Annotated in this window: 24 protein-coding genes and 1 pseudogene; 14 read left to right on the top strand and 11 right to left on the bottom strand. The window is 60.6% G+C overall.

Going from position 1 to position 21803, the window contains the following annotated elements; genetic code table 11:
• The first annotated feature begins 127 nt into the window (after positions 1 to 127).
• Entirely contained in the window at positions 128 to 1735 is a 1608-nt protein-coding gene (locus DYL59_RS29565) for an inorganic phosphate transporter (protein ID WP_135292331.1), read from the top strand.
• A 123-nt stretch (positions 1736 to 1858) separates the two neighbouring features.
• On the opposite strand, the gene DYL59_RS29560 is transcribed toward DYL59_RS29565, so the two are convergent.
• Genes DYL59_RS29560 through DYL59_RS29550 form a run of 3 tightly spaced genes read right to left on the bottom strand, consistent with a single transcriptional unit; the run spans position 1859 to position 4523 of the window.
• Positions 1859 to 2833, bottom strand: coding sequence for a 5-oxoprolinase subunit C family protein (locus tag DYL59_RS29560; RefSeq protein ID WP_135292330.1), 975 nt, complete (start codon positions 2831 to 2833; stop codon positions 1859 to 1861).
• Positions 2830 to 3708 (bottom strand): 5-oxoprolinase subunit B family protein, encoded by an 879-nt coding sequence (locus tag DYL59_RS29555; protein WP_135292329.1) that lies wholly within the window; start codon positions 3706 to 3708, stop codon positions 2830 to 2832. The genes DYL59_RS29560 and DYL59_RS29555 overlap by 4 nt, the downstream gene beginning before the upstream one ends.
• Before the next feature lie 56 nt (positions 3709 to 3764).
• Entirely contained in the window at positions 3765 to 4523 is a 759-nt protein-coding gene (locus tag DYL59_RS29550; RefSeq protein WP_135292328.1) for a 5-oxoprolinase subunit PxpA, read from the bottom strand.
• A gap of 103 nt (positions 4524 to 4626) precedes the next feature.
• Between DYL59_RS29550 and DYL59_RS29545 the strand changes: the two genes are divergently transcribed.
• Positions 4627 to 5544 carry a LysR family transcriptional regulator gene (locus tag DYL59_RS29545; protein ID WP_135292327.1) on the top strand — a complete coding sequence of 306 codons (918 nt, stop codon included), beginning with the start codon at positions 4627 to 4629 and terminating at the stop codon, positions 5542 to 5544.
• On the opposite strand, the gene DYL59_RS29540 is transcribed toward DYL59_RS29545, so the two are convergent.
• Positions 5541 to 6437, bottom strand: a complete 897-nt coding sequence (locus tag DYL59_RS29540) for a LysR family transcriptional regulator (protein ID WP_135292326.1) — start codon at positions 6435 to 6437, stop codon at positions 5541 to 5543. The genes DYL59_RS29545 and DYL59_RS29540 overlap by 4 nt on opposite strands.
• Before the next feature lie 106 nt (positions 6438 to 6543).
• Here DYL59_RS29540 and DYL59_RS29535 point away from each other — a divergent pair, with 106 nt between their 5' ends.
• Positions 6544 to 7302, top strand: coding sequence for an SDR family NAD(P)-dependent oxidoreductase (locus tag DYL59_RS29535; RefSeq protein WP_135292325.1), 759 nt, complete (start codon positions 6544 to 6546; stop codon positions 7300 to 7302).
• Here DYL59_RS29535 and DYL59_RS29530 read toward each other — a convergent pair.
• The gene (locus DYL59_RS29530; RefSeq protein ID WP_135292324.1) at positions 7201 to 7713 is read right to left on the bottom strand and encodes a multidrug/biocide efflux PACE transporter; all 513 of its coding nucleotides are present in this window, start codon (positions 7711 to 7713) and stop codon (positions 7201 to 7203) included. The two genes, DYL59_RS29535 and DYL59_RS29530, sit on opposite strands and share 102 nt — an antisense overlap.
• 88 nt (positions 7714 to 7801) lie before the next feature.
• On the opposite strand from DYL59_RS29530, the gene DYL59_RS29525 reads away from it, so the two are divergent.
• On the top strand, positions 7802 to 8656 hold the full coding sequence (locus tag DYL59_RS29525; RefSeq protein ID WP_135292323.1) for a LysR family transcriptional regulator: 855 nt from the start codon (positions 7802 to 7804) through the stop codon (positions 8654 to 8656).
• A gap of 143 nt (positions 8657 to 8799) precedes the next feature.
• Here DYL59_RS29525 and DYL59_RS29520 read toward each other — a convergent pair whose 3' ends face one another.
• Positions 8800 to 9279: an SRPBCC family protein gene (locus DYL59_RS29520; RefSeq protein ID WP_135292322.1), complete on the bottom strand. Its 480-nt coding sequence runs from the start codon at positions 9277 to 9279 to the stop codon at positions 8800 to 8802.
• 127 nt (positions 9280 to 9406) lie between these two features.
• Here DYL59_RS29520 and DYL59_RS29515 point away from each other — a divergent pair, with 127 nt between their 5' ends.
• The 3 genes from DYL59_RS29515 to DYL59_RS29505 are packed head-to-tail and all read left to right on the top strand — an operon-like array spanning position 9407 to position 11423.
• On the top strand, positions 9407 to 9925 hold the full coding sequence (locus DYL59_RS29515; protein WP_135292321.1) for a GNAT family N-acetyltransferase: 519 nt from the start codon (positions 9407 to 9409) through the stop codon (positions 9923 to 9925).
• Positions 9926 to 9967: 42 nt separating this feature from the next.
• Complete coding sequence (locus tag DYL59_RS29510) at positions 9968 to 10222, top strand: helix-turn-helix domain-containing protein (protein ID WP_135292320.1); 255 nt, start codon at positions 9968 to 9970, stop codon at positions 10220 to 10222.
• Positions 10215 to 11423 carry a type II toxin-antitoxin system HipA family toxin gene (locus DYL59_RS29505; RefSeq protein ID WP_135292319.1) on the top strand — a complete coding sequence of 403 codons (1209 nt, stop codon included), beginning with the start codon at positions 10215 to 10217 and terminating at the stop codon, positions 11421 to 11423. The genes DYL59_RS29510 and DYL59_RS29505 overlap by 8 nt, the downstream gene beginning before the upstream one ends.
• Positions 11424 to 11445: 22 nt before the next feature.
• On the opposite strand, the gene DYL59_RS29500 is transcribed toward DYL59_RS29505, so the two are convergent.
• Positions 11446 to 11925, bottom strand: coding sequence for a GyrI-like domain-containing protein (locus DYL59_RS29500; protein ID WP_135292318.1), 480 nt, complete (start codon positions 11923 to 11925; stop codon positions 11446 to 11448).
• A gap of 194 nt (positions 11926 to 12119) precedes the next feature.
• Between DYL59_RS29500 and alaC the strand changes: the two genes are divergently transcribed.
• Complete coding sequence (gene alaC, locus DYL59_RS29495; protein WP_135292317.1) at positions 12120 to 13331, top strand: alanine transaminase; 1212 nt, start codon at positions 12120 to 12122, stop codon at positions 13329 to 13331.
• 148 nt (positions 13332 to 13479) lie between these two features.
• Here the strand turns inward: alaC and DYL59_RS29490 are convergent, their stop codons facing one another.
• On the bottom strand, positions 13480 to 14832 hold the full coding sequence (locus tag DYL59_RS29490; protein WP_017738791.1) for a GntP family permease: 1353 nt from the start codon (positions 14830 to 14832) through the stop codon (positions 13480 to 13482).
• A gap of 84 nt (positions 14833 to 14916) precedes the next feature.
• Positions 14917 to 15450: a gluconokinase gene (locus tag DYL59_RS29485; RefSeq protein ID WP_135292316.1), complete on the bottom strand. Its 534-nt coding sequence runs from the start codon at positions 15448 to 15450 to the stop codon at positions 14917 to 14919.
• A gap of 214 nt (positions 15451 to 15664) precedes the next feature.
• Between DYL59_RS29485 and gntR the strand changes: the two genes are divergently transcribed.
• From gntR to DYL59_RS29455, 6 genes are all read left to right on the top strand, one after another.
• On the top strand, positions 15665 to 16696 hold the full coding sequence (gntR, locus tag DYL59_RS29480; protein WP_167496734.1) for an HTH-type transcriptional regulator GntR: 1032 nt from the start codon (positions 15665 to 15667) through the stop codon (positions 16694 to 16696).
• Positions 16697 to 17006: 310 nt separating this feature from the next.
• Entirely contained in the window at positions 17007 to 17246 is a 240-nt protein-coding gene (locus DYL59_RS29475; RefSeq protein ID WP_135292314.1) for a DUF6124 family protein, read from the top strand.
• A 190-nt stretch (positions 17247 to 17436) separates the two neighbouring features.
• Positions 17437 to 18069 (top strand): glutathione S-transferase family protein, encoded by a 633-nt coding sequence (locus tag DYL59_RS29470; protein WP_135292313.1) that lies wholly within the window; start codon positions 17437 to 17439, stop codon positions 18067 to 18069.
• 15 nt (positions 18070 to 18084) lie between these two features.
• Positions 18085 to 18822 (top strand): NAD-dependent epimerase/dehydratase family protein, encoded by a 738-nt coding sequence (locus DYL59_RS29465; protein ID WP_135292312.1) that lies wholly within the window; start codon positions 18085 to 18087, stop codon positions 18820 to 18822.
• Positions 18823 to 18830: 8 nt separating this feature from the next.
• Positions 18831 to 20240 carry an MFS transporter gene (locus tag DYL59_RS29460; protein ID WP_135292311.1) on the top strand — a complete coding sequence of 470 codons (1410 nt, stop codon included), beginning with the start codon at positions 18831 to 18833 and terminating at the stop codon, positions 20238 to 20240.
• Between the two features lie 135 nt (positions 20241 to 20375).
• The gene (locus DYL59_RS29455) at positions 20376 to 20864 is read left to right on the top strand and encodes a hypothetical protein (protein ID WP_135292310.1); all 489 of its coding nucleotides are present in this window, start codon (positions 20376 to 20378) and stop codon (positions 20862 to 20864) included.
• Between the two features lie 59 nt (positions 20865 to 20923).
• On the opposite strand, the gene DYL59_RS32200 is transcribed toward DYL59_RS29455, so the two are convergent.
• A complete protein-coding gene (locus DYL59_RS32200; RefSeq protein WP_420359315.1) occupies positions 20924 to 21493 on the bottom strand; it encodes a methyl-accepting chemotaxis protein in 570 nt (189 codons plus the stop codon).
• A 21-nt stretch (positions 21494 to 21514) separates the two neighbouring features.
• Positions 21515 to 21778 (bottom strand): annotated as a pseudogene (locus tag DYL59_RS32195) (PAS domain-containing protein); the annotation flags it as partial.
• Between the last annotated feature and the right edge of the window lie 25 nt (positions 21779 to 21803).

The raw sequence follows: 21803 nt of genomic DNA, 5'->3' as shown, positions 1-21803 counted from the left end.
TTTTGATCCCGCCGTGTCAGTTCGATCAGCGGCACCCTCAATCAACCAAACACTGACTTGTGGCAGCATCTCTGTAACATCCTGCAACGATCATGGGCGACATCCTCCCTACCCTGGATGCTTCGGCATGGCTACCCCTTCGCTGACCCTCTCCACCCACGCAGCCCCCGCCCCCCGGCTGGACAAGAAACCCAGCCTGCCGACGGTAATCATCTTCTTCGCCGTACTCGCCATGGGCCTGCTGTTCACCGCCTACAGCCTGATGCACGACATGAACGAGCTGGGCACGGTGGTCACCACCTGGACACCGTTCCTGCTGCTGGGGGTGGCGCTGTTGATCGCCCTGGGTTTCGAGTTCGTCAATGGCTTCCACGACACCGCCAACGCGGTGGCAACCGTGATTTACACCCACTCGCTGCCGCCGCATTTTGCCGTGGTGTGGTCGGGCTTTTTCAACTTCCTCGGCGTGCTGCTGTCCAGCGGTGCGGTGGCATTTGGCATCATTGCCTTGCTGCCGGTGGAGCTGATTTTACAGGTGGGTTCATCCGCCGGTTTCGCCATGATCTTCGCCCTGCTGATCGCTGCCATCTTGTGGAACCTTGGCACCTGGTGGCTAGGGTTGCCGGCGTCGTCGTCCCACACCCTGATTGGTTCGATCATTGGCGTGGGCGTGGCCAATGCCTTGATGCACGGGCGTGATGGCACCAGCGGTGTGGATTGGAGCCAGGCGATCAAGATCGGTTACGCGCTGCTGCTGTCGCCGCTGATCGGCTTCGCCTTTGCCGCGCTGTTGCTGCTGGCGCTGCGCGCCTTCGTCAAGAACCGCTCGCTTTACAAGGCGCCCAAGGGCAACACCCCGCCGCCGTGGTGGATTCGCGGCATGTTGATCGCCACCTGCACCGGCGTGTCCTTCGCCCACGGCTCCAACGATGGGCAAAAAGGCATGGGCCTGATCATGCTGATCCTGGTGGGCACCCTGCCCATGGCCTATGCGCTGAACCGCACCATGCCCGCCGAGCAGTCATTGCAGTTCGCCGCCGTGGCCGAAGTGACCCAAGCGGCCCTGGTCAAAACCGCGCCGCAGCCTCTGGCGGGCGATCCGCGGCCGATCCTCTCCACCTACGTGCGCACCAAGCAAGCCACTGCGGAACTGGTGCCCGCCCTCGCCGCCCTGGCCGGGCAGATCGGTGATGAAGTCAAAGGTTACGGCTCCCTGGCCAAAGTGCCGGTGGAAGCGGTGGGCAACGTGCGTAACGACATGTACCTGACCAGCGAAACCATCCGCCTGATGGACAAGGACAAGGTCGGCAATTTTGACGCCGATACCCAAGGCAAGCTGCAACTGTTCAAGCAACAGATCGACAGCTCAACGCGGTTTATTCCGCTGTGGGTCAAGATCGCCGTGGCCATCGCCCTGGGCCTGGGCACCATGGTGGGCTGGAAACGCATCGTGGTGACCGTGGGCGAGAAGATCGGCAAGACCCACCTGACCTACGCCCAAGGCGCCTCGGCGGAAATGGTGGCGATGCTCACCATCGGCGCGGCGGATATGTATGGGTTGCCGGTGTCGACCACCCATGTGCTGTCGTCCGGTGTGGCCGGGACCATGGTGGCCAATGGCGGTGGGTTGCAGATGCGCACGATCCGCAACTTGGCGATGGCGTGGGTGCTCACATTGCCAGCAGCGATCCTGCTGTCAGGCAGCCTCTACTGGCTATTCACCAAACTGTTCTGACTCAACAGAGGACAAAATGTGGGAGCGGGCTTGCTCGCGAATGCGGTGCATCAGTCAACTGATCTGTAACTGATCTACCGCTTTCGCGAGCAAGCCCGCTCCCACATTGGGTTTTGTATTTCTTCAGTGAGTGAAGAGTCCGGCCATGGCTTTCAACCGTTTTTTGTACACCCGCCTGGCCTCCAACGCCTCCTCCAGCGTCACCGCCACAAACCCCGCCCGCTGGTTCGGCTGCATCTGGCCAATCAAGTCCAGATCCGCACTGATCACCGTGCCAATCATCGCGTAGCCACCGCCCGACACCGCATCCCGGTGCAACACAATCGGCTCCAGACCGGCCGGCACCTGGATCGAGCCGATCGGGTAGCAACTGTCGACGATATTGGAAGGGTCAGAACCCGCGCCAAACGGCTGCTCCCGCGGCTGGAAGCTCAACGCACTGCCGCCTTTGAAGCGATAGCCGATGCGGTCGGCCTCTGAACCCACAGTCCAGGGCTCGGCGAAAAAACTGCTTTTGGCGCCATCGCTCAGGCGTTCGTAATACAGCCCCGGCACCACCCGCAGGGTCACGTCACCGCCCACGGATCGACGCAACGCCATAGGCAAGCTGTTGCCCGCACGCCCTGCACCGCCCGCCATGCCGATGGGCAATAGATCCCCTTCCTGCAAGCGTCGCCCGTTAAACCCACCCAAGGCACCCAGGGTGTACGTCGAGCGGCTACCCAGCACCAACGGCACGTCGATCCCGCCCGCCACCGCCAGGTAAGTACGTGCCCCGGCCTTGGGAAACTCGAAGCGCAACACCTGCCCAGCCCGCACCTGGAAGGCGGTGTCCTGGTGCACCACTTCGCCGTCCAGGCGCGGTGACATCAAGGCGCCGCTGAGGGCCACCAGGGCATCTTGTTGGAATTGCAACTCGGGGCCGATCAAGGTGCACTCAAGCCCTGCTGCGCCTGTTGGATTGCCGACCAGGTGGTTGGCCGCACTCAGCGCGTACTGGTCCAACGCACCCGACGGCGGAATGCCCAGATGGTAATAGCCTTCGCGGCCAAGGTCCTGCACAGAGGTGGCGAGGCCGGGTTTGAGCACCTTGATCATGCCAGCGCCTCCTGCAGGGATTTCGGATAGCCGATGGGGTCGGCGAGAAAAGCGTCGAGGGAAAACTCCACCGGGCGGATACGCAGGTCGAAACGCCCCGCGTCCACTTCGGCGACGGCCAAGTCGTAGGCCTCTCGGTCGATAGGTTTGAACTGCACGATATCGCCGGGCCGAAAAAACACCATGTGCTCCTTGAGGTAGGCCAGTTGCTGCGCCGGGTCGTAGATGGGCGCCGGGGTCACGCCGAACATCTGGTAACCGCCAGCGCCGCGCACCGAGTAGATGCAGCCAAAACAGCCGCCATGGCCGAGGGTCAATTTGGGCGTGTCGGTGCGTGGGCGCAGGTACTTGGGCACCTGCAATTGCCGCTCGCGCTCGACCATCTGGAACATGAACGGCAGGCCCGCGACAAACCCCACCATCGACACAAACCACGGCGCGCCACTATGGGCGGCGATAAACGCGTCCACATCGGCCAGGCCGTTGATGCGTGCGGCGTATTCCAAGTCGGTGCCGCTGGGGTCTTGATGGCGGTCACGAAAGCGCATCAAGGTTTCATGGGTCCAGGGGTCGTTGTAGAGCACCGGAATCTCGATGATGCGCGTGTGCAAGGTGCGCTCGGCTACCGCCTGGGCTTCGGCGGTCTGTACCGCGTCAAGCAGCACATGGGGCGCAATGCGGTCAGGGTCGAAGCGAATCTGGAACGACGCATTGGCCAGGCACACATCCAACACGCCCTCCAGCGCCAGGCGCTCCACCGCACGGGTCACCGCCATGCCCTTGAAAAAGGCCTCCAGGGACATGCTGTCGCTGACCTCGGCAAACAGGTGTTCATCACCGCCGAAGCTGTAGCGGATGGGGGACGTTTCAGCCATGTCTGTTCCTCTTGGAATCGTTATAGAAAGGCAGGCAAAAAGTAAGGACGCGTTTTTTATTGTGGTGTTTTGACGGTGATGCCCGCGTGGTCCAACGCCTCACGGGTCGCCTCTACAAGCTCCAGCGCACCGGGGGTGTCGCTGTGCAGGCAGATGGAGTCAAATTCGATAAACAGGTCTTCGCCTTCGACGGTTTTGACCAACCCGGTCTGGCACGCCCGTAGCACGCGCGCGGCTACTGTGGCCGGGTCCAGCGCACGCACGTTGCGGGTAAACACAATGGAGCCGCTAAGATCGTACTCACGGTCGGCGTAAAACTCTCGCACCACCGATTGCCCCAGCTCTTGAGCGACACGCCAGATCACAGAGTTGGGCATGCAGTACAGCAACAAGCCGGGCTCGATGATTTGCAGGTTCTGCACCAGCAAGCGCGCGGCTTCTTCGTCGCGGGCCAGGTGCATATACAGCGCACCGTGGGGTTTGATGTGTTGCAGGGTCACGCCTTGGGCGCGGGCGATTTCCCGCAGGGCGCCAAGCTGGTAGAGCATATCGTCCACCAGTTCCTGGGCCGGTGCATTGATGTGTCGGCGGCCAAAGCCTACGAGGTCGCGAAAGCCTGGATGAGCGCCGATGGCCACCCCCAATTGTTTCGCCCGCTCCACGGTACGGCGCATGGTGCCGGGGTCGCCGGCGTGAAAGCCGGTGGCGATATTGGCCGAGCTGATGTAGGCCATCAGTTCGGCATCGACGCCATCGCCAATAGTCCAGGGGCCGAAGCCTTCGCCCATGTCCGAGTTGAAATCCACTGCCTGCATCGGGGGTTGCTCCGCCTAAGTGATGCTTGAAAGTAGGCTGGGGCTTGACCCCTTGGGAAGATCTATTATCAGATGACCCATCTTCTGAAAAACAGATAAAGCGATGTCCCTGACCCTGCGCCAAGTCCGTTACTTTGTGGCCACTGCCGAGATCGGGCAGATTTCCCAGGCGGCCATTCACCTGAACATCTCCCAGTCGGCGGTGACCACCGCGATCAAGGAGTTGGAGGCCATGCTCGGCGTGCAACTGTTCGTGCGCTCGGCCCAAGGCATGAACCTCACCGACGCTGGCCGACATTTTCTCAACCGCGCCTATGTGATCGTGCGCAGTGTGGATGACGCACTGAACAGCCCCCTGCCCGACTACCGCGCCAGCGGTGTGCTGCGCCTGGCCGCCAGCTACACGGTGCTCGGTTATTTCCTGCCCCACCACCTGCAACGCATGGAGCACTGGCACCCGGACGTGACCATCGAGGTGTTCGAGCAGGAGCGCCAGGCCATCGAGCACGGCTTGCTCAACGGCCAGTTCGACATGGCGGTGGTGCTCACCGCCAACCTCACCCACCCGGATATCGTCTCCGAGATCCTGTTCAACTCCGAGCGCCGCCTGTGGCTGCCCAGCCATCACCCGTTGTGCGAACGCGACGCCGTGAGCCTGGCCGATGTGGCGCAAGAACCTTACATCCTGCTCACCGTGGATGAGGCCGAACACAGCGCCATGCGCTATTGGGAACAGGCCGGGCAAACGCCCAGGGTGCGCCTGCGCACCAGCTCGGTAGAGGCGGTGCGCAGCATGGTTGCCAATGGCAGTGGCGTGGCGATCCTGTCAGACCTGGTGCTCCGGCCCTGGTCCCTTGAAGGCAAGCGCATCGAGACCCTGACCGTCACTGACCCGGTCACGCCAATGAGTGTCGGCCTGGCCTGGCACCGCGAGCGCACCTTTACCCCAGCGATGCAGGCGGTGCGCGATTACTTCCACGATGCATTCCTGGCGCCGCAGCAGTTGTCGGCGCGACGCTAGAGCTGGGCTTGCAACAGTGCGGCCAGCCAATCCATGAACACCCGCACCCGCTGCGGCAAATGGCGTTGACCGGCGTAGAGCAGCGATACATCCAGCGACGGCGCCGGGTAGTCGGGCAATACCGCCACCAGGTCACCGCTGGCCAGCAATTCGCGGATGCCCAAGGCGGGCACCTGGGTAATGCCAAAACCACCCAGGCACGCAACCCGGTAGGCATCGGTGCTGTTGACCGTAATCCGACCGGCCATGGGCAGGCGGTGCACCTTGTTGCCCTGCACGTATTCGAAGCCCGGTGAGCGCGAACCCAGCGGGCGCACGTAATGCACCAGATGGTGGTGCGCCAGGTCCGCCAGGGTTTGAGGCACGCCATGACGTTGCAGGTATGCCGCACTCGCGCAGTTGATCATGGGCAGGCTGCACAGCCGCCGCGCTACCACCGTCTGGTCAGGCTGCGCGCCCACTCGCAGCACGCAGTCGAACCCTTCGGCGAGCAGGTCGACCTGACGGTCGGTGCTGCTGATCTCCAACTCGATCAACGGGTGCGCATCCATAAACTGTGGCAGGCGCGGCAGGATCACTTCCCGCGCCATCACGTTGGGCATGTCCACTCGGATTCGCCCGCTCAGTTGTGCCTGATCCTGGCGAAACAGCCCTTCCAGTTCCTCCATGTGCGCCAGCAGATCCTTGCTGCGCTCATACAACACGCGCCCGTCCTGGGTGGCCTGCACCTGGCGCGTGGTGCGCTGCAACAGGCGCGTGCCGAGCAAGGCTTCCAGCGCCTGTACATGTTCGGACACGGTGGAACGCGGCAGCCCCAGGCGTTCGCCAGCCTGGGTAAAACTCGACAGTTCAGTGACGCGCACGAAGGTGCGCAGCAGCTCTAACTTGTTCATGGGATTGTTCGCCTTATCCGGCCAGTGATTCCGGGATAACGCTGTTTATCACGTTAGGGGCGAATAAATACACTCAGTCCCATCAATCACCCGAGAGGACCGCACCATGACCCGTAAAATCGCATTGATCACCGGCGCCGGCCGTGGCCTGGGCAAAAGCGCCGCCCTGAACCTGGCAGCGCAGGGTGTCGATATCATCGGCACCTATCACAGCAAGGCCGACGAAGCGCAGGCACTGGTGAGCCAGATCGAACAATTGGGCAGCCGCGCCGTGATGCTGCAACTGGACGTGAGCCAGAGCGCGAGCTTCGGTGATTTTGCTGACGAGGTGGCTGGCGTGCTCAAGGAGGTCTTTGCCCAGGAGCATTTCGATTTTCTGCTCAACAACGCCGGTATCGGTATTCACGCCAGCTTTGCCGAGACCACCGAAGCGCAGTTTGACCAACTGGTTGGCGTCCAATTCAAGGGGCCGTTTTTCCTGACCCAGAAGCTGTTGCCGCTGATCCGCGACGGCGGTCGTATTCTCAATGTTTCCAGCGGCCTGGCGCGGTTCAGCCTGCCGGGCTACGCCGCCTATGCCGCCATGAAAGGTGCAATGGAAGTGCTTACCCGCTATCAGGCCAAGGAGTTGGGCGGGCGTGGCATCAGCGTGAATATCCTGGCTCCCGGCGCCATCGAAACCGACTTCGGCGGCGGCGCCGTTCGTGACAACGCCGCCCTCAACAGCATGGTGGCCAATAACACCGCCCTGGGCCGCGCCGGTCTACCGGACGATATCGGCGGCGCGATCGCCAGCCTGTTGGCCGACGGCAGTCACTGGATCACCGGGCAACGCATCGAGGCGTCGGGCGGCATGTTTCTGTAAAAACCGCTCGCGCAGCACGTCATAGCCCCAGTGGTAGACATAGGTGTACGGCAGGAAAAACAGCAGTACACCGATGTCGAGCATAAACGCCTGGATCAGGCTGATATTCAGCCATGCCGCGATCAACGGCACGGCGATCACCACCAACCCGCCTTCAAACATCAGCGCATGCAGCACCCGCGTCCACGCGCCGCCGGCCAACTGCAGGCGCACTTTGAGACGGTCGAACAGGCTGTTGAAAATGATGTTCCAGCTCAACGCCAGCAGGCTCAGGCCCAAGGTCACTGCGCCCATTTCCAGGGCAGGCCGACCGGTGATCCACACCAGCAACGGTGTGCAGATCAACAGGGCCAGGCCCTCAAAGCCCAGGGCTTGGCAAACGCGTTCGGTCATCGATTTGGTGGGGGTCATGGCCCGGCTCCGTGATTGAAGATGGTTGCCATCATTACCCTTCGACCCGATACTTCATAACCAATAACCATCGATCAAGGCGATACTTATGGCCTCCAATGAGGTGTTGCAGGCGTTTGTCCAGGCGGCGACCCAGGGCTCTTTTTCAGCGGCTGCACGCAAGCTGGGCAAGAGCCAGTCCACCGTCAGCGCAGCAGTCGCGAGCCTGGAGATCGACCTGGACGTGGTGTTGTTCGACCGCAGCAGCCGCAAGCCGACCCTGACCCCGGCCGGGCATGTGTTGCTGCAACGTGCCGAGCAGGTGCTGGAGGCCAGCAGTCGTCTGGAATTGGCGGCGAGCCAGTTGTCCCAAGGGCTGGAGCCGAAGCTGACTATCGCCATGTCTGATACCTACCAGTCCGACCGTTTCGAAATCGCGCTGAAAACCTTTGAACAGCGCTACCCCGACCTTGAGCTGGAATGCCTGATTGCCGAATGCGAAGACCTGATCGACCTGGTGCAAAGCGGCCGGGCACACATCGCGTTTATCGAAAAACAAGAGGTGTACCCGCCTGACCTGACGGGCGCGCCGGTAGAGGAACGCACGGAAATCGCCCTATTCACCTCCCCCGGCCACCCGCTGGCCAAGCTGCAGAACATCTCGGCCGACACCTTGCAACAACACCGCGAACTGCGCCTGGCCAGCATCATCAACCCCACCGAAATCCGCGCCACCGGCCGTGTGTGGTCGGCTCCCAGTTACCTGATGCTGATGGAAATGGCCCAGTTGGGTTTTGGTTGGACGCCCCTGCCGCGCTGGCTGGTGGAGCGTTTTGATCGCGGCCAATTGGTGGAGCTCAAGGCCCGCAGTTGGCCGCGCTTTGTCGCGGTGGATGCGCTGTGGTCGCGGCACCACCCGCCGGGGCCGGCGGGGAGTTGGTTGTTGGGCAAGATGCTGGAGTGATGAACACTCACTTGCAGACACTGTCGATCAAGTGTGGGAGGGGGCTTGCTCCCGATTGCTGAGTGTCAGTCACTGCATCAGGTGACTGACCCACCGCTATCGGGAGCAAGCCCCCTCCCACATTTTAATTTTCACCAGTCTGGCTAATCGCGCATGCCTTCGGTCACCAACGTCACCAGCCGATCCAGGCTCTGCCCCCAGCCCTCATGAAAGCCCATGGCTTCATGGGCCTGTTTGTCTTCCGCGCTCCAATGCATGGCACGGGCGGTGTAGAGCGTCTTGTTGCCTTCGACCTCGTGCAAGGTCACTTCAGCCGTCATGAACGGCTTGCCTGACGGAATCCAGCCCGGCGTAAACGCATCGGTGAATACCAGGCGCCGGGGCGCGACGATTTCCAGGAACACGCCCTGGGTCGGGTACTCGCTGCCATCCGGGGCGCGCATCAGGGTGCGAAACAGCCCACCGACCCACAGGTGCATTTCACATTCCGGGGTGGTCATGCCGTGGGGCCCCCACCACTGTTGCAGCAAGGCAGGCTCGGTCCAGGCACGAAACACCCGGCTGCGGGGTGCGTCGATCACGCGGCTGATGGACAGTTCAAATTCGGCAGGTTGGCTGGCCATGGGGTAAACCTCCTGAGTCTTAGGGTTGTTGTGTTCAGGGATTCAGTGTTCGAACGGTATTCACTATAGATCAGCGCCAAACCCGCTAGAATCGCCGCCTCTCTGTAGTATTTGGGATGCAGCCCCGATGGAAACCCGCCTCGTCCCCTATGAGACGCTGAGCCTTGCGCAAAAACAGCAGCTCGACACCCTGCAAGTGCACCCCGAGCAACTGGCCTATAGCGGTGATATCTACTGCGCGCTGAACAGCCTGCTGGTCAATCCCCATCCCGACGCCATCAAAGGCTTCGCCCTGCTTGCCGACGGAACGCCCGTGGCCTTCCTGCTGCTCAAACGCCCACCGTGCCTGCCCCATTGGGCGGACGAACACAGCGCGACCTTGCATGCGTTGCAGGTGGATCGGCATCAGCAAGGGCGTGGGTTCGGCAAGGCGTGCTTGCAGGCGCTGCCCGCAGCGGCATTGCAGGCGTGGCCGCAGATCAAGGGGTTGGAGTTATCGGTGGACGCAGAGAATGTGGCGGCGATGGGCCTGTACCTGGGGCTTGGGTGGATGGACAACGGGGAGGCATACCGAGGGAGAATCGGGTTTGAGCGCAGGCTCAGCTGGGTATTTGATCGGAGCAGCCTTGACACACCCAATATGTAACGTATACATGACTTAACTATCGTAAAGTAATGAATATATGACATGGACACTTCGATCATCACCCAACGTCTTGGCGACCAAGTCCGCGCCATGCGCCTCAATCGAGGCTATACGCAGGCGGAACTGGCGAAGCTTGCGGGCGTAACGCGTCAAAAACTGATCGAAATTGAACAAGGAAGCCCTTCGGTTTCCATGAATGCCTATGCCCGTGTGATTGCGGCGCTGGGCAGCGAACTCAAATTGGTGCCTGTAACCCTGCCAACACTGGAAGAATTGGGAGACCTGTTCAATGAATAACCCCAGCTTGCGCGTGCATACGCCCCAGGGTGAAAGCGGCAGCGTCTTGATGAGCGCCGACGACTATCTGTTTCGCTATAGCGACAAGGCGCAGGCAAACAGCGCAGTCGGCCTGTCGATGCCAGTGCGTGCAGAAGAATATCGTCGCCGGGAGCTTCACCCCATCTTCCAGATGAACCTGCCGGAAGGTTACGTGCTGGAACAACTGCGCAATCGTCTCGCCAAGACCGTGAAAGTTGACCCGATGTTGCTGCTGGCGCTGTCGGGCAGCAGTGCGCCGATTGGACGGGTGTTTGTGTCTTCGGATCAGGTGAATGAATTGATCGAGCGCAATGGCCCGCCCTCCGCCGGGGAAAATCTCGATGAGATTCTGGCCTGGGACGGTGCCGAAGATCTCTTTGCCGACCTGGTCGATCGCTACATCCTGCGGGCGGGTATTTCCGGTGTACAACCCAAGGTGCTGGTACCGGAAAAGCCTCAAACACCCGAGCAGAAATTCACCTCCAAGACCAACGACCTGATCATCAAGAGTGGGCGTGAAGAGTTTCCCGGTCTGGCCATCAATGAATACCTGTGCATGTCCATTGCGCGGGACGCGGGCCTGCCGGTGCCGCCGTTTTACCTGTCGCAGAACCATAAGCTGTTCATCATGCGGCGCTTTGATCGGGACGAGCAGCTCAACCCGGTGGGCTTTGAGGACATGACTACGCTGATGGGGTTATCAGCCGAGCAGAAATACAGCAAAAGCTACGCAGCCATCGCCAAGGCCGTGCGCCTGTTCTGTGCGCCAGAGCAGATCCGTAGCTCGCTTGACCAGTTGTTCGACAGTGTTGCCCTTAGCTGTATCGTGGGTAACGGCGATGCTCACCTGAAGAATTTCGGTGTGCTCTACAGCGATCCGGTGAAATTCGATACACGCCTGGCGCCGGCCTACGACATCGTGAACACCACTGCGTACATTCCCGAAGACTCACTGGCTCTGGACCTGTCCGGCAACAAATCCATGTTTGCCTCGCGCCTGGGCATTCTTGAGTTTGCGAGAACCTGTGAGGTCGAAAACCCCGAGGCGCGTATTCAAGGCTTGCTGCAAACCCTTGAAGTGGTGCTCAAGCGCGAAGATGAATACTGCCGGTTAGCGCCTGATGTAGCCAACGCCATACGCCAAGCTGCACAGGGCTTCCAACTCACCTTTGGTGGCTGAATGCCCTGTATTGATGGAGGGTTTACTTGTCGCCAACTGGTAGCCAGATTTCTACCGTCCCGGTGCCTTTGCGAACGTCAAAATCAGCGCTGTAGCGCTCGAAATCCGCCCCCACAACTCTGTAGCCCGAGTTCGGCAACCACTCGAACATGATGCGCTCGTAAGTCTGCTCCAGCGCCTGCACCGGCCCGTAATGGGGGAACACGGCATAGTTGAGCGGCGGAATTTCGATGAATTCGAAGTTGCCCGGCACGTCGGCTTTGGTAGGGACTTCTACACCGGCCATGTAGTCGAATTCGCCATTTTTGGGGTTATGGCAAACGCCATAAGTCACCCCGCCGACCCGCTTTTTGATGTCCTTGATACAGGTGTCGAACAACTCCCACAGCTTGGGGATATCCCCCACGGTGGCTTTGGAATAACGCCCTTGAACACCGGCAATCACCAGCGCTTTGCCCGCTTCCATGCGTGGCTCCAACGGTTGTTTTGTCTGCTGATCCATACGAACAGTCTCCTTGTTATAGGGAACAAACCCGCATCGAGTATAGGGGCATATCCGCGCCGGACTCCAAGCAGAAAATTTTCCTACGCATCTGGACAACTGGCCATCATCGACCGTATTGTCTGCCCCGCAGGCCACCGCAGTGGCCGACGTCGCTCGGACGGTTCCGGGCGCTTACGTACTTCGAGGCAACAATGGCTGACTTTGGTTCGCCGCGCCGCTTTGCGCGCATAGATCGACTCCCCCCTTATGTTTTCAATATCACTGCCGAGCTGAAGATGGCTGCGCGTCGGCGCGGCGAAGACATTATCGACTTGAGCATGGGCAACCCTGACGGCCCCACGCCGCCGCACATTGTTGAAAAACTCGTGCAAGTGGCCCAGCGCGAAGACACCCACGGCTACTCCACCTCCAAAGGCATTCCGCGTCTGCGCCGGGCGATTTCGCGCTGGTACAAAGACCGTTATGAAGTGGACATCGACCCCGAGTCGGAAGCCATCGTCACCATAGGTTCCAAGGAAGGCCTGGCGCATTTGATGCTGGCCACCCTGGACCAGGGCGACACCGTGCTGGTGCCCAACCCCAGCTACCCGATCCACATCTACGGCGCAGTGATTGCCGGCGCCCAGGTGCGATCGGTGCCGCTGGTGCCGGGCGTGGACTTTTTCGCCGAGCTGGAACGGGCGATTCGCGGTTCGATCCCCAAGCCGAAGATGATGATTTTGGGCTTTCCGTCCAACCCCACCGCGCAGTGCGTGGAGCTGGATTTCTTCGAACGGGTGATCGCCCTGGCCAAGCAGTACGACGTGCTGGTGGTTCACGACCTGGCCTACGCCGACATCGTCTACGACGGCTGGAAAGCTCCGTCGATCATGCAGGTGCCCGGCGCCAAGGACATTGCGGTGGAGTTCTTTACCCTGTCCAAGAGCTACAACATGGCTGGCTGGCGTATCGGGTTCATGGTGGGCAACCCGGAACTGGTCAACGCCCTGGCGCGCATCAAGAGCTACCACGACTACGGCACCTTCACCCCGCTGCAAGTGGCCGCCATTGCCGCCCTGGAAGGCGACCAACAGTGCGTGAAAGACATTGCCGAACAGTACCGCCAACGCCGCAACGTGCTGGTCAAGGGCCTGCATGAATTGGGTTGGATGGTGGAGAATCCGAAGGCGTCGATGTACGTTTGGGCAAAAATCCCCGAGCAGTACGCCGCCATGGGCTCGCTGGAATTCGCCAAGAAATTGCTGCTCGAAGCCAAGGTGTGCGTGTCACCGGGCATCGGGTTTGGCGAGTATGGCGATGATCATGTGCGCTTTGCGCTGATCGAGAACCAGGACCGGATTCGGCAGGCGGTGCGGGGCATTCGGGGGATGTTCAGGGCGGATGGATTGGTCACTAAGGCCTGACACCGATCCACCTGAATAAATGTGGGAGGGGGCTTGCTCCCGATAGCGGTGGGTCAGTCACCAGAGGCAGTGACTGACACTCTGCAATCGGGAGCAAGCCCCCTCCCACATTTGATTGGGTTACCACATTTGGATTGTGGTGTACCTGTTACACCACCAACGACAGCAACATGATGAAGATCAACGCCACCACCGACAGAATCGTCTCCATCGCCGTCCACGTCTTGAACGTCTCAGCCACGGTCATATTGAAGTACTGCTTCACCAGCCAGAACCCCGCATCGTTGACGTGAGACAGGATCAACGAGCCCGCCCCCGTCGCCAATACCAGCAGCTCACGGTTAACCCCTGGGATCATCCCCACCACCGGCACCACAATGCCCGCGCCGGTAATGGTTGCCACAGTGGCCGAACCAGTGGCCACACGAATCACCGCCGCCACCAGCCACGCCAGCAGAATCGGGTTGATCTGCGCGTTCACCGCCATATGGCCGATCACGTCGCCCACGCCACTGGTCACCAGCATCTGCTTGAAGCCACCACCGGCACCGATGATCAGGATGATCGCGGCGGTCGGCGCAAGGCTGGCGTCCAGCAACTTGAGGATCTGCTTGGAGTGAATACCCTGGCGATGGCCAAAGGTGTACAGCGACAGCAGCAGCGCCAACAGGAGGGCGGAAATCGGGTGACCGATCATGTCCATCCAGTTGCGTACGATGTGGCCGTCCGGCAAACCAATGTCAGCGAAGGTTTTAAGCAGCATCAGGAACACCGGCAGCAGCACGGTGATCAGGGTGATGCTGAAGCTCGGCAGGTTTTTGTGTTCCGACTCGCGGGCCAGTTGGTCCACCAGTTCCTGGGACGGGTTGCCCGGAATGTACTTGGCGATGAACGTACCGAAGATCGGGCCGGCAATGATGGCGGTCGGCAGTGCGACGATCAGGCCGTACAGGATGGTCTTGCCGATGTCCGCGCCAAACACGCCGATGGCCAACAGCGGGCCAGGGTGCGGCGGCACCAGGCCGTGCACCGCCGACAGGCCGGCGAGCAGCGGGATGCCGATCTTGATCAGCGACACGCCGGTGCGACGCGCCACGATAAACACCAGTGGGATCAGCAGTACAAACCCGATCTCGAAGAACAGCGGGATGCCCACCAGGAAGGCGGCGAACATCATGGCCCACTGGACCTTTTCCTTGCCGAAGGCGCGGATCAGGGTCTGGGCGATCTGATCGGCACCGCCGGATTCGGCCATCATCTTGCCGAGCATGGTGCCCAACGCGAGGATGATGCCGACAAAACCGAGCACGCCGCCGAAGCCGTCCTGGAACGCCTTGATGATCTTGTCCACGGGCATGCCCGAGGTCAGGCCGAGAAAGCCAGCCGCGATGATCAGTGCAATGAACGGGTGCACCTTGAACTTGGTGATCAGAACGATCAACCCGATAATTGTGACCACTGCATCAAGCAGTAGGTAAGACTCGTGGGACATGCCAAACATGGGGGGTCTCTCCTGTTTGTTGTTGTTATTAAAGCGGGTGTTGAATTTCCTGCCGCAGATAGCGCTATCTTTTCTGGCAAAAAATTACTTGGAAGGTTCGAAGCCGTGTTGCAGCCACCAGGCGTGGGTTTGCTCGGCCAAGGTCTCGATGCTGTCGACACTGGCGTTGAGGGCCAGGGTCAGCGGCTCGCCCTTGGGCGACTCAAGGGTGGCGAACTGGCTGTCGATCAGGCTGGCTGGCATGAAATGGCCGGGGCGATGGGACACGCGGTCGGACGCCACTTCACGGGTCAGTTCCAGAAACACGAAACCCAGGCCCGGCGCGGCTTCGCGCAGGTGGTCGCGGTATTTCTTCTTAAGAGCTGAACAGGTGAGCACCGGGTGTTCCCCGGCCTTGAGCGAGCGGCGCAGCTCATCGCAGAGAATGTCGAGCCAGCCGGCGCGGTCGTCGTCGTCGAGAGGGTGACCGGCGCTCATCTTTTCGATGTTCGCGGCGGGGTGGAAGCTGTCGCCTTCAATGGCGGTGGCGCCGTTCAGACGGCACAGGGCTTCGCTGACGCTGGTCTTGCCACAGCCAGCAACACCCATGATGACCAGGGCAGTAACAGGTTGACTCATGAAACACCTCAGGACGCAGATAGCGCTACCTCTGCACGCCCTAAGGCTAGTGCAAAAACAGGCTTTTCCCGCGCCGTCTTGTCTTTTTTTATGGAGTGACGCGTGCATCCTCTCCAATCGTTTGAACGCGGATCAGGCAACCCGGAATTCAAGAATTTGCAGCCTTTTGGAGACAGCGCTACCTTAGTGCCTCGATTTTTGTTTGGCAAGCCGCCTGATGACCTCCAAGAACGATAAAAAATTGCGCACCACGGGTCGCCCGACCCTCAATGAAGTCGCCCGCCTGGCTGGCGTGAGCCCAATTACCGCCTCCCGCGCCCTGCGTGGCATCAGCACTGTTGCCACTGACCTTGTAGAAAAAGTACAAAAAGCCGCCAGCGAACTGAACTACGTGGTCAACCCCGCCGCCCGTGCGCTGGCTTCGGCCCAGAGCCATTCGGTGGTGGTCATCGTGCCGTCGCTGTCGAACCTTTTGTTTATCGAAACCCTCGAAGCCATCCACCAGGTACTGCGGCCCAAGGGCTTTGAGGTGCTGATCGGCAACTCCCACTACTCGCGCGATGAAGAAGAAAACCTGCTGCGCAACTACATGGCCTACCAGCCACGGGGCTTGCTGCTGACCGGCTTCGACCGCACCGAAAGCGCCCGACGAATGGTCGAGGCCAGCAATGTGCCGTGCGTCTACATGATGGACCTGGACCCGAATGCCGGCGTGAACTGCGTGGGCTTCTCGCAGTTGGCAGCGGGTGAAACGGCGGCGGCGCATTTGCTTTCCCGTGGGCGCAAGCGCCTGGCTTATATAGGCGCGCAATTGGACCAACGCACCTTGCTGCGCGGCGAAGGCTTTCGCCGGGCGCTGCAACAGGCGGGCATGTACGACCCGGCGCTGGAAGTGCTGACGCCGCGCCCTTCTTCTGTAGGCCTGGGTGGCGAATTGTTCCTGCAATTGCTGGCGGCCCATCCGGATGTGGACGCGATTTTCTTCGGCAACGATGACTTGGCCCAAGGTGCACTGTTGGAAGCCATGCGCCATGGCATCAAAGTGCCGGAGCGAGTGGCGGTGCTGGGCTTCAACGACTTGCCGGCGTCATCCTTCATGGTGCCGCGCTTGAGCAGCATCAGCACCCCGCGTGAGGCCATTGGGCGGCGCTCGGCAGAGCATTTGTTGACCATCATGGCGGGCAATAAGGTGGCCAAGCCGGTGGTGGATATGGGGTTTGAACTCCAAATTCGGGAAAGCACGTAGGACGCCTGTAGGACCTGGCTGACATTGCAGTAAGCGCCTTGCCCGGTTGCCTACGCTTACGTCAGAATCCGCCGGCTTGTGTGTCTGGGTGGCGATATTTAAGGTTTGCCGGTCGCTGAATTTCTCGGTGATCGGGTTTAGTAGCCTGACTTTTGGTCACTCATCGTGCATGAGCCTCTTCGTTATGGCGGCTGTGCGCAGGGCACCTTCGGGTGCGCCGGCTTTGAGTGTCCACCGGTCTACTAACCTGCGTACAGCTGCCACCCTCGATTAGTAGCGATTAGGCGGCAGCCCATCTCAGGATGCTCACATGATCAAAGAAATAGAAAGTCCGCCAACTACGCTCTTCACCATCATCCCCAACACCACTACCGAAACCCTGCTGATCAACAGCTACGAAACCGTGTGTTCCGTCAGCACCTTGCTGCTCGACCTCGCCGACGACCTCACCGGTAAACAGCGCGATGTGGCCCTGGCCATTCACCAGTTGAGTGAGCTGAGCGTGCTGCTGGCAGGCAAGGCGATGGACCAGCACACCCCCCGCTGCTAAGGCCCTACTCGGACAAAATGTGGGAGCGGGCTTGCTCGCGAAGGCGGTGTGTCAGTTGAAGATAAGTTGACTGACACACCGCATTCGCGAGCAAGCCCGCTCCCACATTTTTAACCGTGCCCACTTGGAAATATCGCCGTAGCCGCCTGCCCCTGCTAGATTGGCCGCTCTCCACCGCAAGGAAAGCACCATGGGACATTCACTGAAAATCTTGGGCCGCACCTCCTCTATCAACGTGCGCAAAGTCCTATGGACCTGCCAGGAACTGGGCATCGACTACCAGCGTGAAGACTGGGGCATCGGCTACAGCCCCACCCAATCCCCCGAATTCCTGGCGCTGAACCCAAACGCCCAGGTGCCGGTGCTGATCGACGACCATGGCGTGCTGTGGGAGTCCAACACCATCTGCCGTTACCTCGTCGGCCTCTATGAGCGCCATGACCTGCTGCCCGCCGAACCCGCGCCACGGGCTCGGGTGGAACAGTGGATGGACTGGCAAGCCACCGAACTCAACCCGTCGTGGGGCTACGCGTTCCATGCGCTGGTGCGCCAGAACCCCGACTACCAAGACCCGCAGCGCATCCAGGCAGGCGTGCAAGCCTGGAACGCCAAGATGGGCCTGCTCGAACAACAGTTGCTCAAAACCAGTGCCTTTGTGGCCGGCAGTGAATTCACCCTGGCCGATATCCTCGTCGGCCTCTCCGTACATCGCTGGCGCAACGCTCCTCTGGATCACCCTTCCTACCCAGCGGTCGAGGCGTATTACCAGCGCCTTAGCCAGCGCCCTGGTTTCCAGGCCTTTGCCCTAGATGGCCATAACTAAAACAAGGACCACCCCGTGAAAGGACTCAACGTACTGCTCACCGGCGCTTGCGGTAGAATCGGCAAGACGTTTTTCGAAGCCTCGAAAGACCGCTACCGCTTCACCCTCACTGATCGCATCGCGCCGGATTTCGCCGTAGGCGAGCACCGTTTTATACACGCCGACCTCAGCGACAAATCCAGCCTGGCCGCCCTGCTCGATGGCATCGATGTAATCGTGCACCTGTCGGGCATTCCCCACGCCAGCGCATCGTTCGATGAGTTGCTGCCCAACAATCTCCTCGCCACCACTTACCTGTTCGAAGCCGCCGTGGCCGCCGGGGTCAAGCGCCTAGTGTTTGCCAGCAGCGCGCAAACCATCGAAGGCTACCCGGTAGACCGCCAGATCACCCCCGGCATGCAGGTGATGCCCGCCAACCTGTATGGCGTGAGCAAATGCTACGGCGAGGCGCTCTGTGGTTTCTATGCGGCGAAGACGCCGTTGTCGACCATTGCCCTGCGCATCGGCGCCTTTGAATTCCCCGAGACCCACGACCTCAACAACGCTCGCGACCTCAGTGCCTGGCTCAGCCCTCGCGATGCGGTACATCTGTTGCAACGCGCGGTGGAGGCCGAGGGCGTGAAGCACCTGATCGCCCATGGCATCTCCAACAACCGCTTCAAGCGCCTGGACCTGAGCGAAACCACGCGGGTGCTGGGTTACCATCCCCAGGATGACGCGTTCCAAGAGTTTGAAATTCCGATCACTTATTGAGTTTGCCCATGCCCGCACTTTCTACTACCGACGGCATCGACCCGATCCGTGCCGCCCATATCAGCGCGCGCATTGACCGCCTGCCTGCCGTTGCCACCGTCTGGCGCCTGGTGGCGTTGCTGTCCATCGGCGGCTTTTTCGAGCTGTATGACCTGTTCCAGACTGCCTATATCAGCCCTGGCCTGATCAGCGATGGCATTTTCCACACGGGCAAGGAAGGCGTGTTCGGCTTCTCCGACCAGGCTGCGTTCGCCTCGGCGACGTTCCTGGGCCTGTTCCTCGGCGCCAGCCTGCTCAGCCCGATTGCCGACCGTTTCGGACGGCGGGCGATCTTCACCTTTGCGCTGATCTGGTACACCGTCGCTACGATTTTGATGGGTATCCAAACGTCCGCCGTGGGCATTATCTGCATGCGCTTTTTGGTGGGCATTGGCCTGGGCATCGAGTTGGTGACCATCGACGCCTACCTCTCAGAACTGGTGCCCAAGCGCATGCGCAGTTCGGCGTTTGCCTTTGCGTTTTTTATCCAGTTCCTGTCGGTACCGGCGGTGGCGTTGATGTCGTGGTGGCTGGTGCCCCAGGCGCCGTTCGGCGTGTCCGGCTGGCGCTGGGTGGTGTTGAGCAGCGCGGTGTTTGCGCTGTTTATCTGGCAACTGCGCAAGCGCTTGCCCGAGTCACCGCGTTGGCTTGCGCAAAAAGGCCGTTTCGAAGAGGCCGATGCGATCATGAATAACCTTGAGACACGCTGCCAGAAGGACCACGGCAAACCGCTGGATGAGCCGGAGCCGGAAGCCGTGAGCGTGCAAGGCAGCGGTCGCTTTGCCGATATCTGGCAACCACCGTACCGTCGCCGCGCCTTGATGCTGATCGTGTTCCATGTGTTCCAGGCCATCGGTTTCTTCGGCTTCGGTAACTGGCTGCCAGCATTGCTGTCGGGCCAGGGCGTGAGCGTGACCCACAGCCTGCTCTACGCGTTCATCATCACCCTCGCCTACCCGCTGGGGCCGTTGCTGTTCGTGAAGGTGGCCAACCGCTTTGAAAACAAATGGCAGATCGTCGGCTCGGCCTTGGGCGCGATGATCTTCGGCAGCCTGTTCGCCCTGCAAACCACGGCGGTGGGGTTGGTGATTTGCGGGGTGATGATCACCTTCTGCAACGCCTGGCTGAGCTTCAGTTACCACTCGTACCAGAGCGAACTGTTCCCCACCAATATCCGTGCGCGGGCGGTGGGGTTCTGTTATTCGTTCAGCCGCTTGTCCACGGTGTTCAGCAGCCTGCTGATCGGTTTTATCCTCGAACACCTGGGCACGCCAGGGGTACTGGCGTTTATCGCCAGCAGCATGTTGATCGTGATGATCACCATCAGTTGGTTCGGGCCGCGCACGCGTAACCTGGCGTTGGAAAACATCGCCCATTGACGGCAATGGCTGGCCGCTGGCAGGACAACCCTTGCCGCCGCGGCCACGCCATCCCCAATAAAACGGGGGGGTTTGGTGCCCGGCACGCTATTTGCTCCACCTGTGGCACACGAATATTTCCACAGGTGACCGATCATGCTGGTTAACAACAACACCCAAGCCGTGACCACCGTGCAGCAGCTCAAGCGTTCCGACATGGACCCGGCGAACGCCGCCGCCAGCGCGCTGTACAGCGGTGCCCTGCAAGCCGCCCAGCAAAGCGTGACCGTACCGGCCGCGCAGAAGGAACTGGACAAGGCCGCCGACCGTATCGACGAAGCCTTCGCCAAGACCCGTGTACAGTTGCAGGCCAGCACCACTGATGTGCCCGCCACCAGCGCCACGTCTGCGGCACGCTCGGAGTTCACCGACTACATGAGCAAATCCCCGGCCGAACGCATCCGCGAGCAATTGCTCAAGGAACAGGGTTTGACCGAGGCAGATGTGCAGAACATGTCCCAGGAAAAACAGGACGCGATTGCCAAGCAAGTGGCTGAGCGCTTGAAGCAGCAGCAAGAGCAGCAGGTCGCGGCCAAGGCCACTGACCCGGCGCACACCGTAAAAGAAACCCTGGCAGCGATCTAAGTTTGGCCTGTAGTGAGCGGGCTTGCCCCCCAGCGCGGGGCAAGCCCGCTCACTACAAGTTATTGCAGTTGCAGGGTCGAGTTGAACTGGCTGATGGCATCCACCACATGCCGTGAGCCTTCCTGAATTTCCAGGATTACCTGCCCCGCCTCGTTCGCCAGTTCCACCCCCAGCCCCGTGCGACTCAAGCTCGATTGCATGCTCGACACTGCGCTCAGTGACAGGTCGTGGTTCTTGCGCACCACATCCACAATTTCCACCGTCGCCTGGCTGGTCCTCGCCGCAAGGCTGCGTACCTCATCGGCCACCACCGCGAACCCACGCCCATGTTCACCGGCCCGCGCCGCTTCGATGGCGGCGTTAAGCGCCAGCATGTTGGTCTGCTCGGCAATGCTGCGGATGGTCTGCACGATGGCACCGATGATGTCGGACTGCTTGTTTACCGCATCAATGCTTTGCGCCGCCTGGTTCAAGTCGTGGGAAATGGCTTCGATGATCTGCACCGTTTGCTGCACTACCTCCGAGCCCTTGCGGGCGCAGGCGTCGTTTTGCACCGAGGTGGCATGGGCCGAATCGGCGGCGGTGCGCAGGGTGGTGACCTGGTCGGTGATGTCGCTGGCGAACTTCACCACTTTGTACAGGCGCCCATTGGTGTCGAAAATCGGGTTGTAGGACGCTTCCAGGAACAGCGTCTTGCCGAACTTGTTTTTGCGTTCAAAGCGATGGGAGTGGTATTCGCCGCGGTTGAGGGACGCCCAAAACGCCTTGTAGGCCGGCGACTCCACTTCGCTGCGGTGGCAGAACATGCTGTGGTGCTGGCCGATGATTTCTTCGCGGGTGTACTGCACGGTGCGCAAGAAGTTGTCATTGGCGTTGAGGATCTGGCCCTGCGGGGTGAATTCGATTACCGCCATGGAGCGACCAATGGCGTCGATCAGG

Origin of the sequence: Pseudomonas kairouanensis (assembly GCF_004682055.1) — a bacterium.
Classification (GTDB): domain Bacteria; phylum Pseudomonadota; class Gammaproteobacteria; order Pseudomonadales; family Pseudomonadaceae; genus Aquipseudomonas; species Aquipseudomonas kairouanensis.
This window is presented reverse-complemented; position numbering and strand designations above follow the sequence as displayed.

Bases quoted from the DNA above. Each gene is read 5' to 3' on its own strand.
- DYL59_RS29550 (WP_135292328.1), bottom strand. From the start codon at position 4,523: ATGCAGGCAGTGGATTTCAACTCGGACATGGGCGAAGGCTTCGGCCCC.
- DYL59_RS29560 (WP_135292330.1), bottom strand. From the start codon at position 2,833: ATGATCAAGGTGCTCAAACCCGGCCTCGCCACCTCTGTGCAGGACCTT.
- alaC (WP_135292317.1), top strand. From the start codon at position 12,120: ATGGCTGACTTTGGTTCGCCGCGCCGCTTTGCGCGCATAGATCGACTC.
- DYL59_RS29565 (WP_135292331.1), top strand. From the start codon at position 128: ATGGCTACCCCTTCGCTGACCCTCTCCACCCACGCAGCCCCCGCCCCC.
- DYL59_RS29500 (WP_135292318.1), bottom strand. From the start codon at position 11,925: ATGGATCAGCAGACAAAACAACCGTTGGAGCCACGCATGGAAGCGGGC.
- DYL59_RS29555 (WP_135292329.1), bottom strand. From the start codon at position 3,708: ATGGCTGAAACGTCCCCCATCCGCTACAGCTTCGGCGGTGATGAACAC.
- DYL59_RS29490 (WP_017738791.1), bottom strand. From the start codon at position 14,832: ATGTTTGGCATGTCCCACGAGTCTTACCTACTGCTTGATGCAGTGGTC.
- DYL59_RS29545 (WP_135292327.1), top strand. From the start codon at position 4,627: ATGTCCCTGACCCTGCGCCAAGTCCGTTACTTTGTGGCCACTGCCGAG.
- DYL59_RS29535 (WP_135292325.1), top strand. From the start codon at position 6,544: ATGACCCGTAAAATCGCATTGATCACCGGCGCCGGCCGTGGCCTGGGC.
- DYL59_RS29530 (WP_135292324.1), bottom strand. From the start codon at position 7,713: ATGACCCCCACCAAATCGATGACCGAACGCGTTTGCCAAGCCCTGGGC.
- DYL59_RS29525 (WP_135292323.1), top strand. From the start codon at position 7,802: ATGGCCTCCAATGAGGTGTTGCAGGCGTTTGTCCAGGCGGCGACCCAG.
- DYL59_RS29515 (WP_135292321.1), top strand. From the start codon at position 9,407: ATGGAAACCCGCCTCGTCCCCTATGAGACGCTGAGCCTTGCGCAAAAA.
- DYL59_RS29455 (WP_135292310.1), top strand. From the start codon at position 20,376: ATGCTGGTTAACAACAACACCCAAGCCGTGACCACCGTGCAGCAGCTC.
- DYL59_RS29520 (WP_135292322.1), bottom strand. From the start codon at position 9,279: ATGGCCAGCCAACCTGCCGAATTTGAACTGTCCATCAGCCGCGTGATC.
- DYL59_RS29510 (WP_135292320.1), top strand. From the start codon at position 9,968: ATGGACACTTCGATCATCACCCAACGTCTTGGCGACCAAGTCCGCGCC.
- DYL59_RS29470 (WP_135292313.1), top strand. From the start codon at position 17,437: ATGGGACATTCACTGAAAATCTTGGGCCGCACCTCCTCTATCAACGTG.
- DYL59_RS29485 (WP_135292316.1), bottom strand. From the start codon at position 15,450: ATGAGTCAACCTGTTACTGCCCTGGTCATCATGGGTGTTGCTGGCTGT.
- DYL59_RS29540 (WP_135292326.1), bottom strand. From the start codon at position 6,437: ATGAACAAGTTAGAGCTGCTGCGCACCTTCGTGCGCGTCACTGAACTG.
- DYL59_RS29460 (WP_135292311.1), top strand. From the start codon at position 18,831: ATGCCCGCACTTTCTACTACCGACGGCATCGACCCGATCCGTGCCGCC.
- DYL59_RS29475 (WP_135292314.1), top strand. From the start codon at position 17,007: ATGATCAAAGAAATAGAAAGTCCGCCAACTACGCTCTTCACCATCATC.
- DYL59_RS29505 (WP_135292319.1), top strand. From the start codon at position 10,215: ATGAATAACCCCAGCTTGCGCGTGCATACGCCCCAGGGTGAAAGCGGC.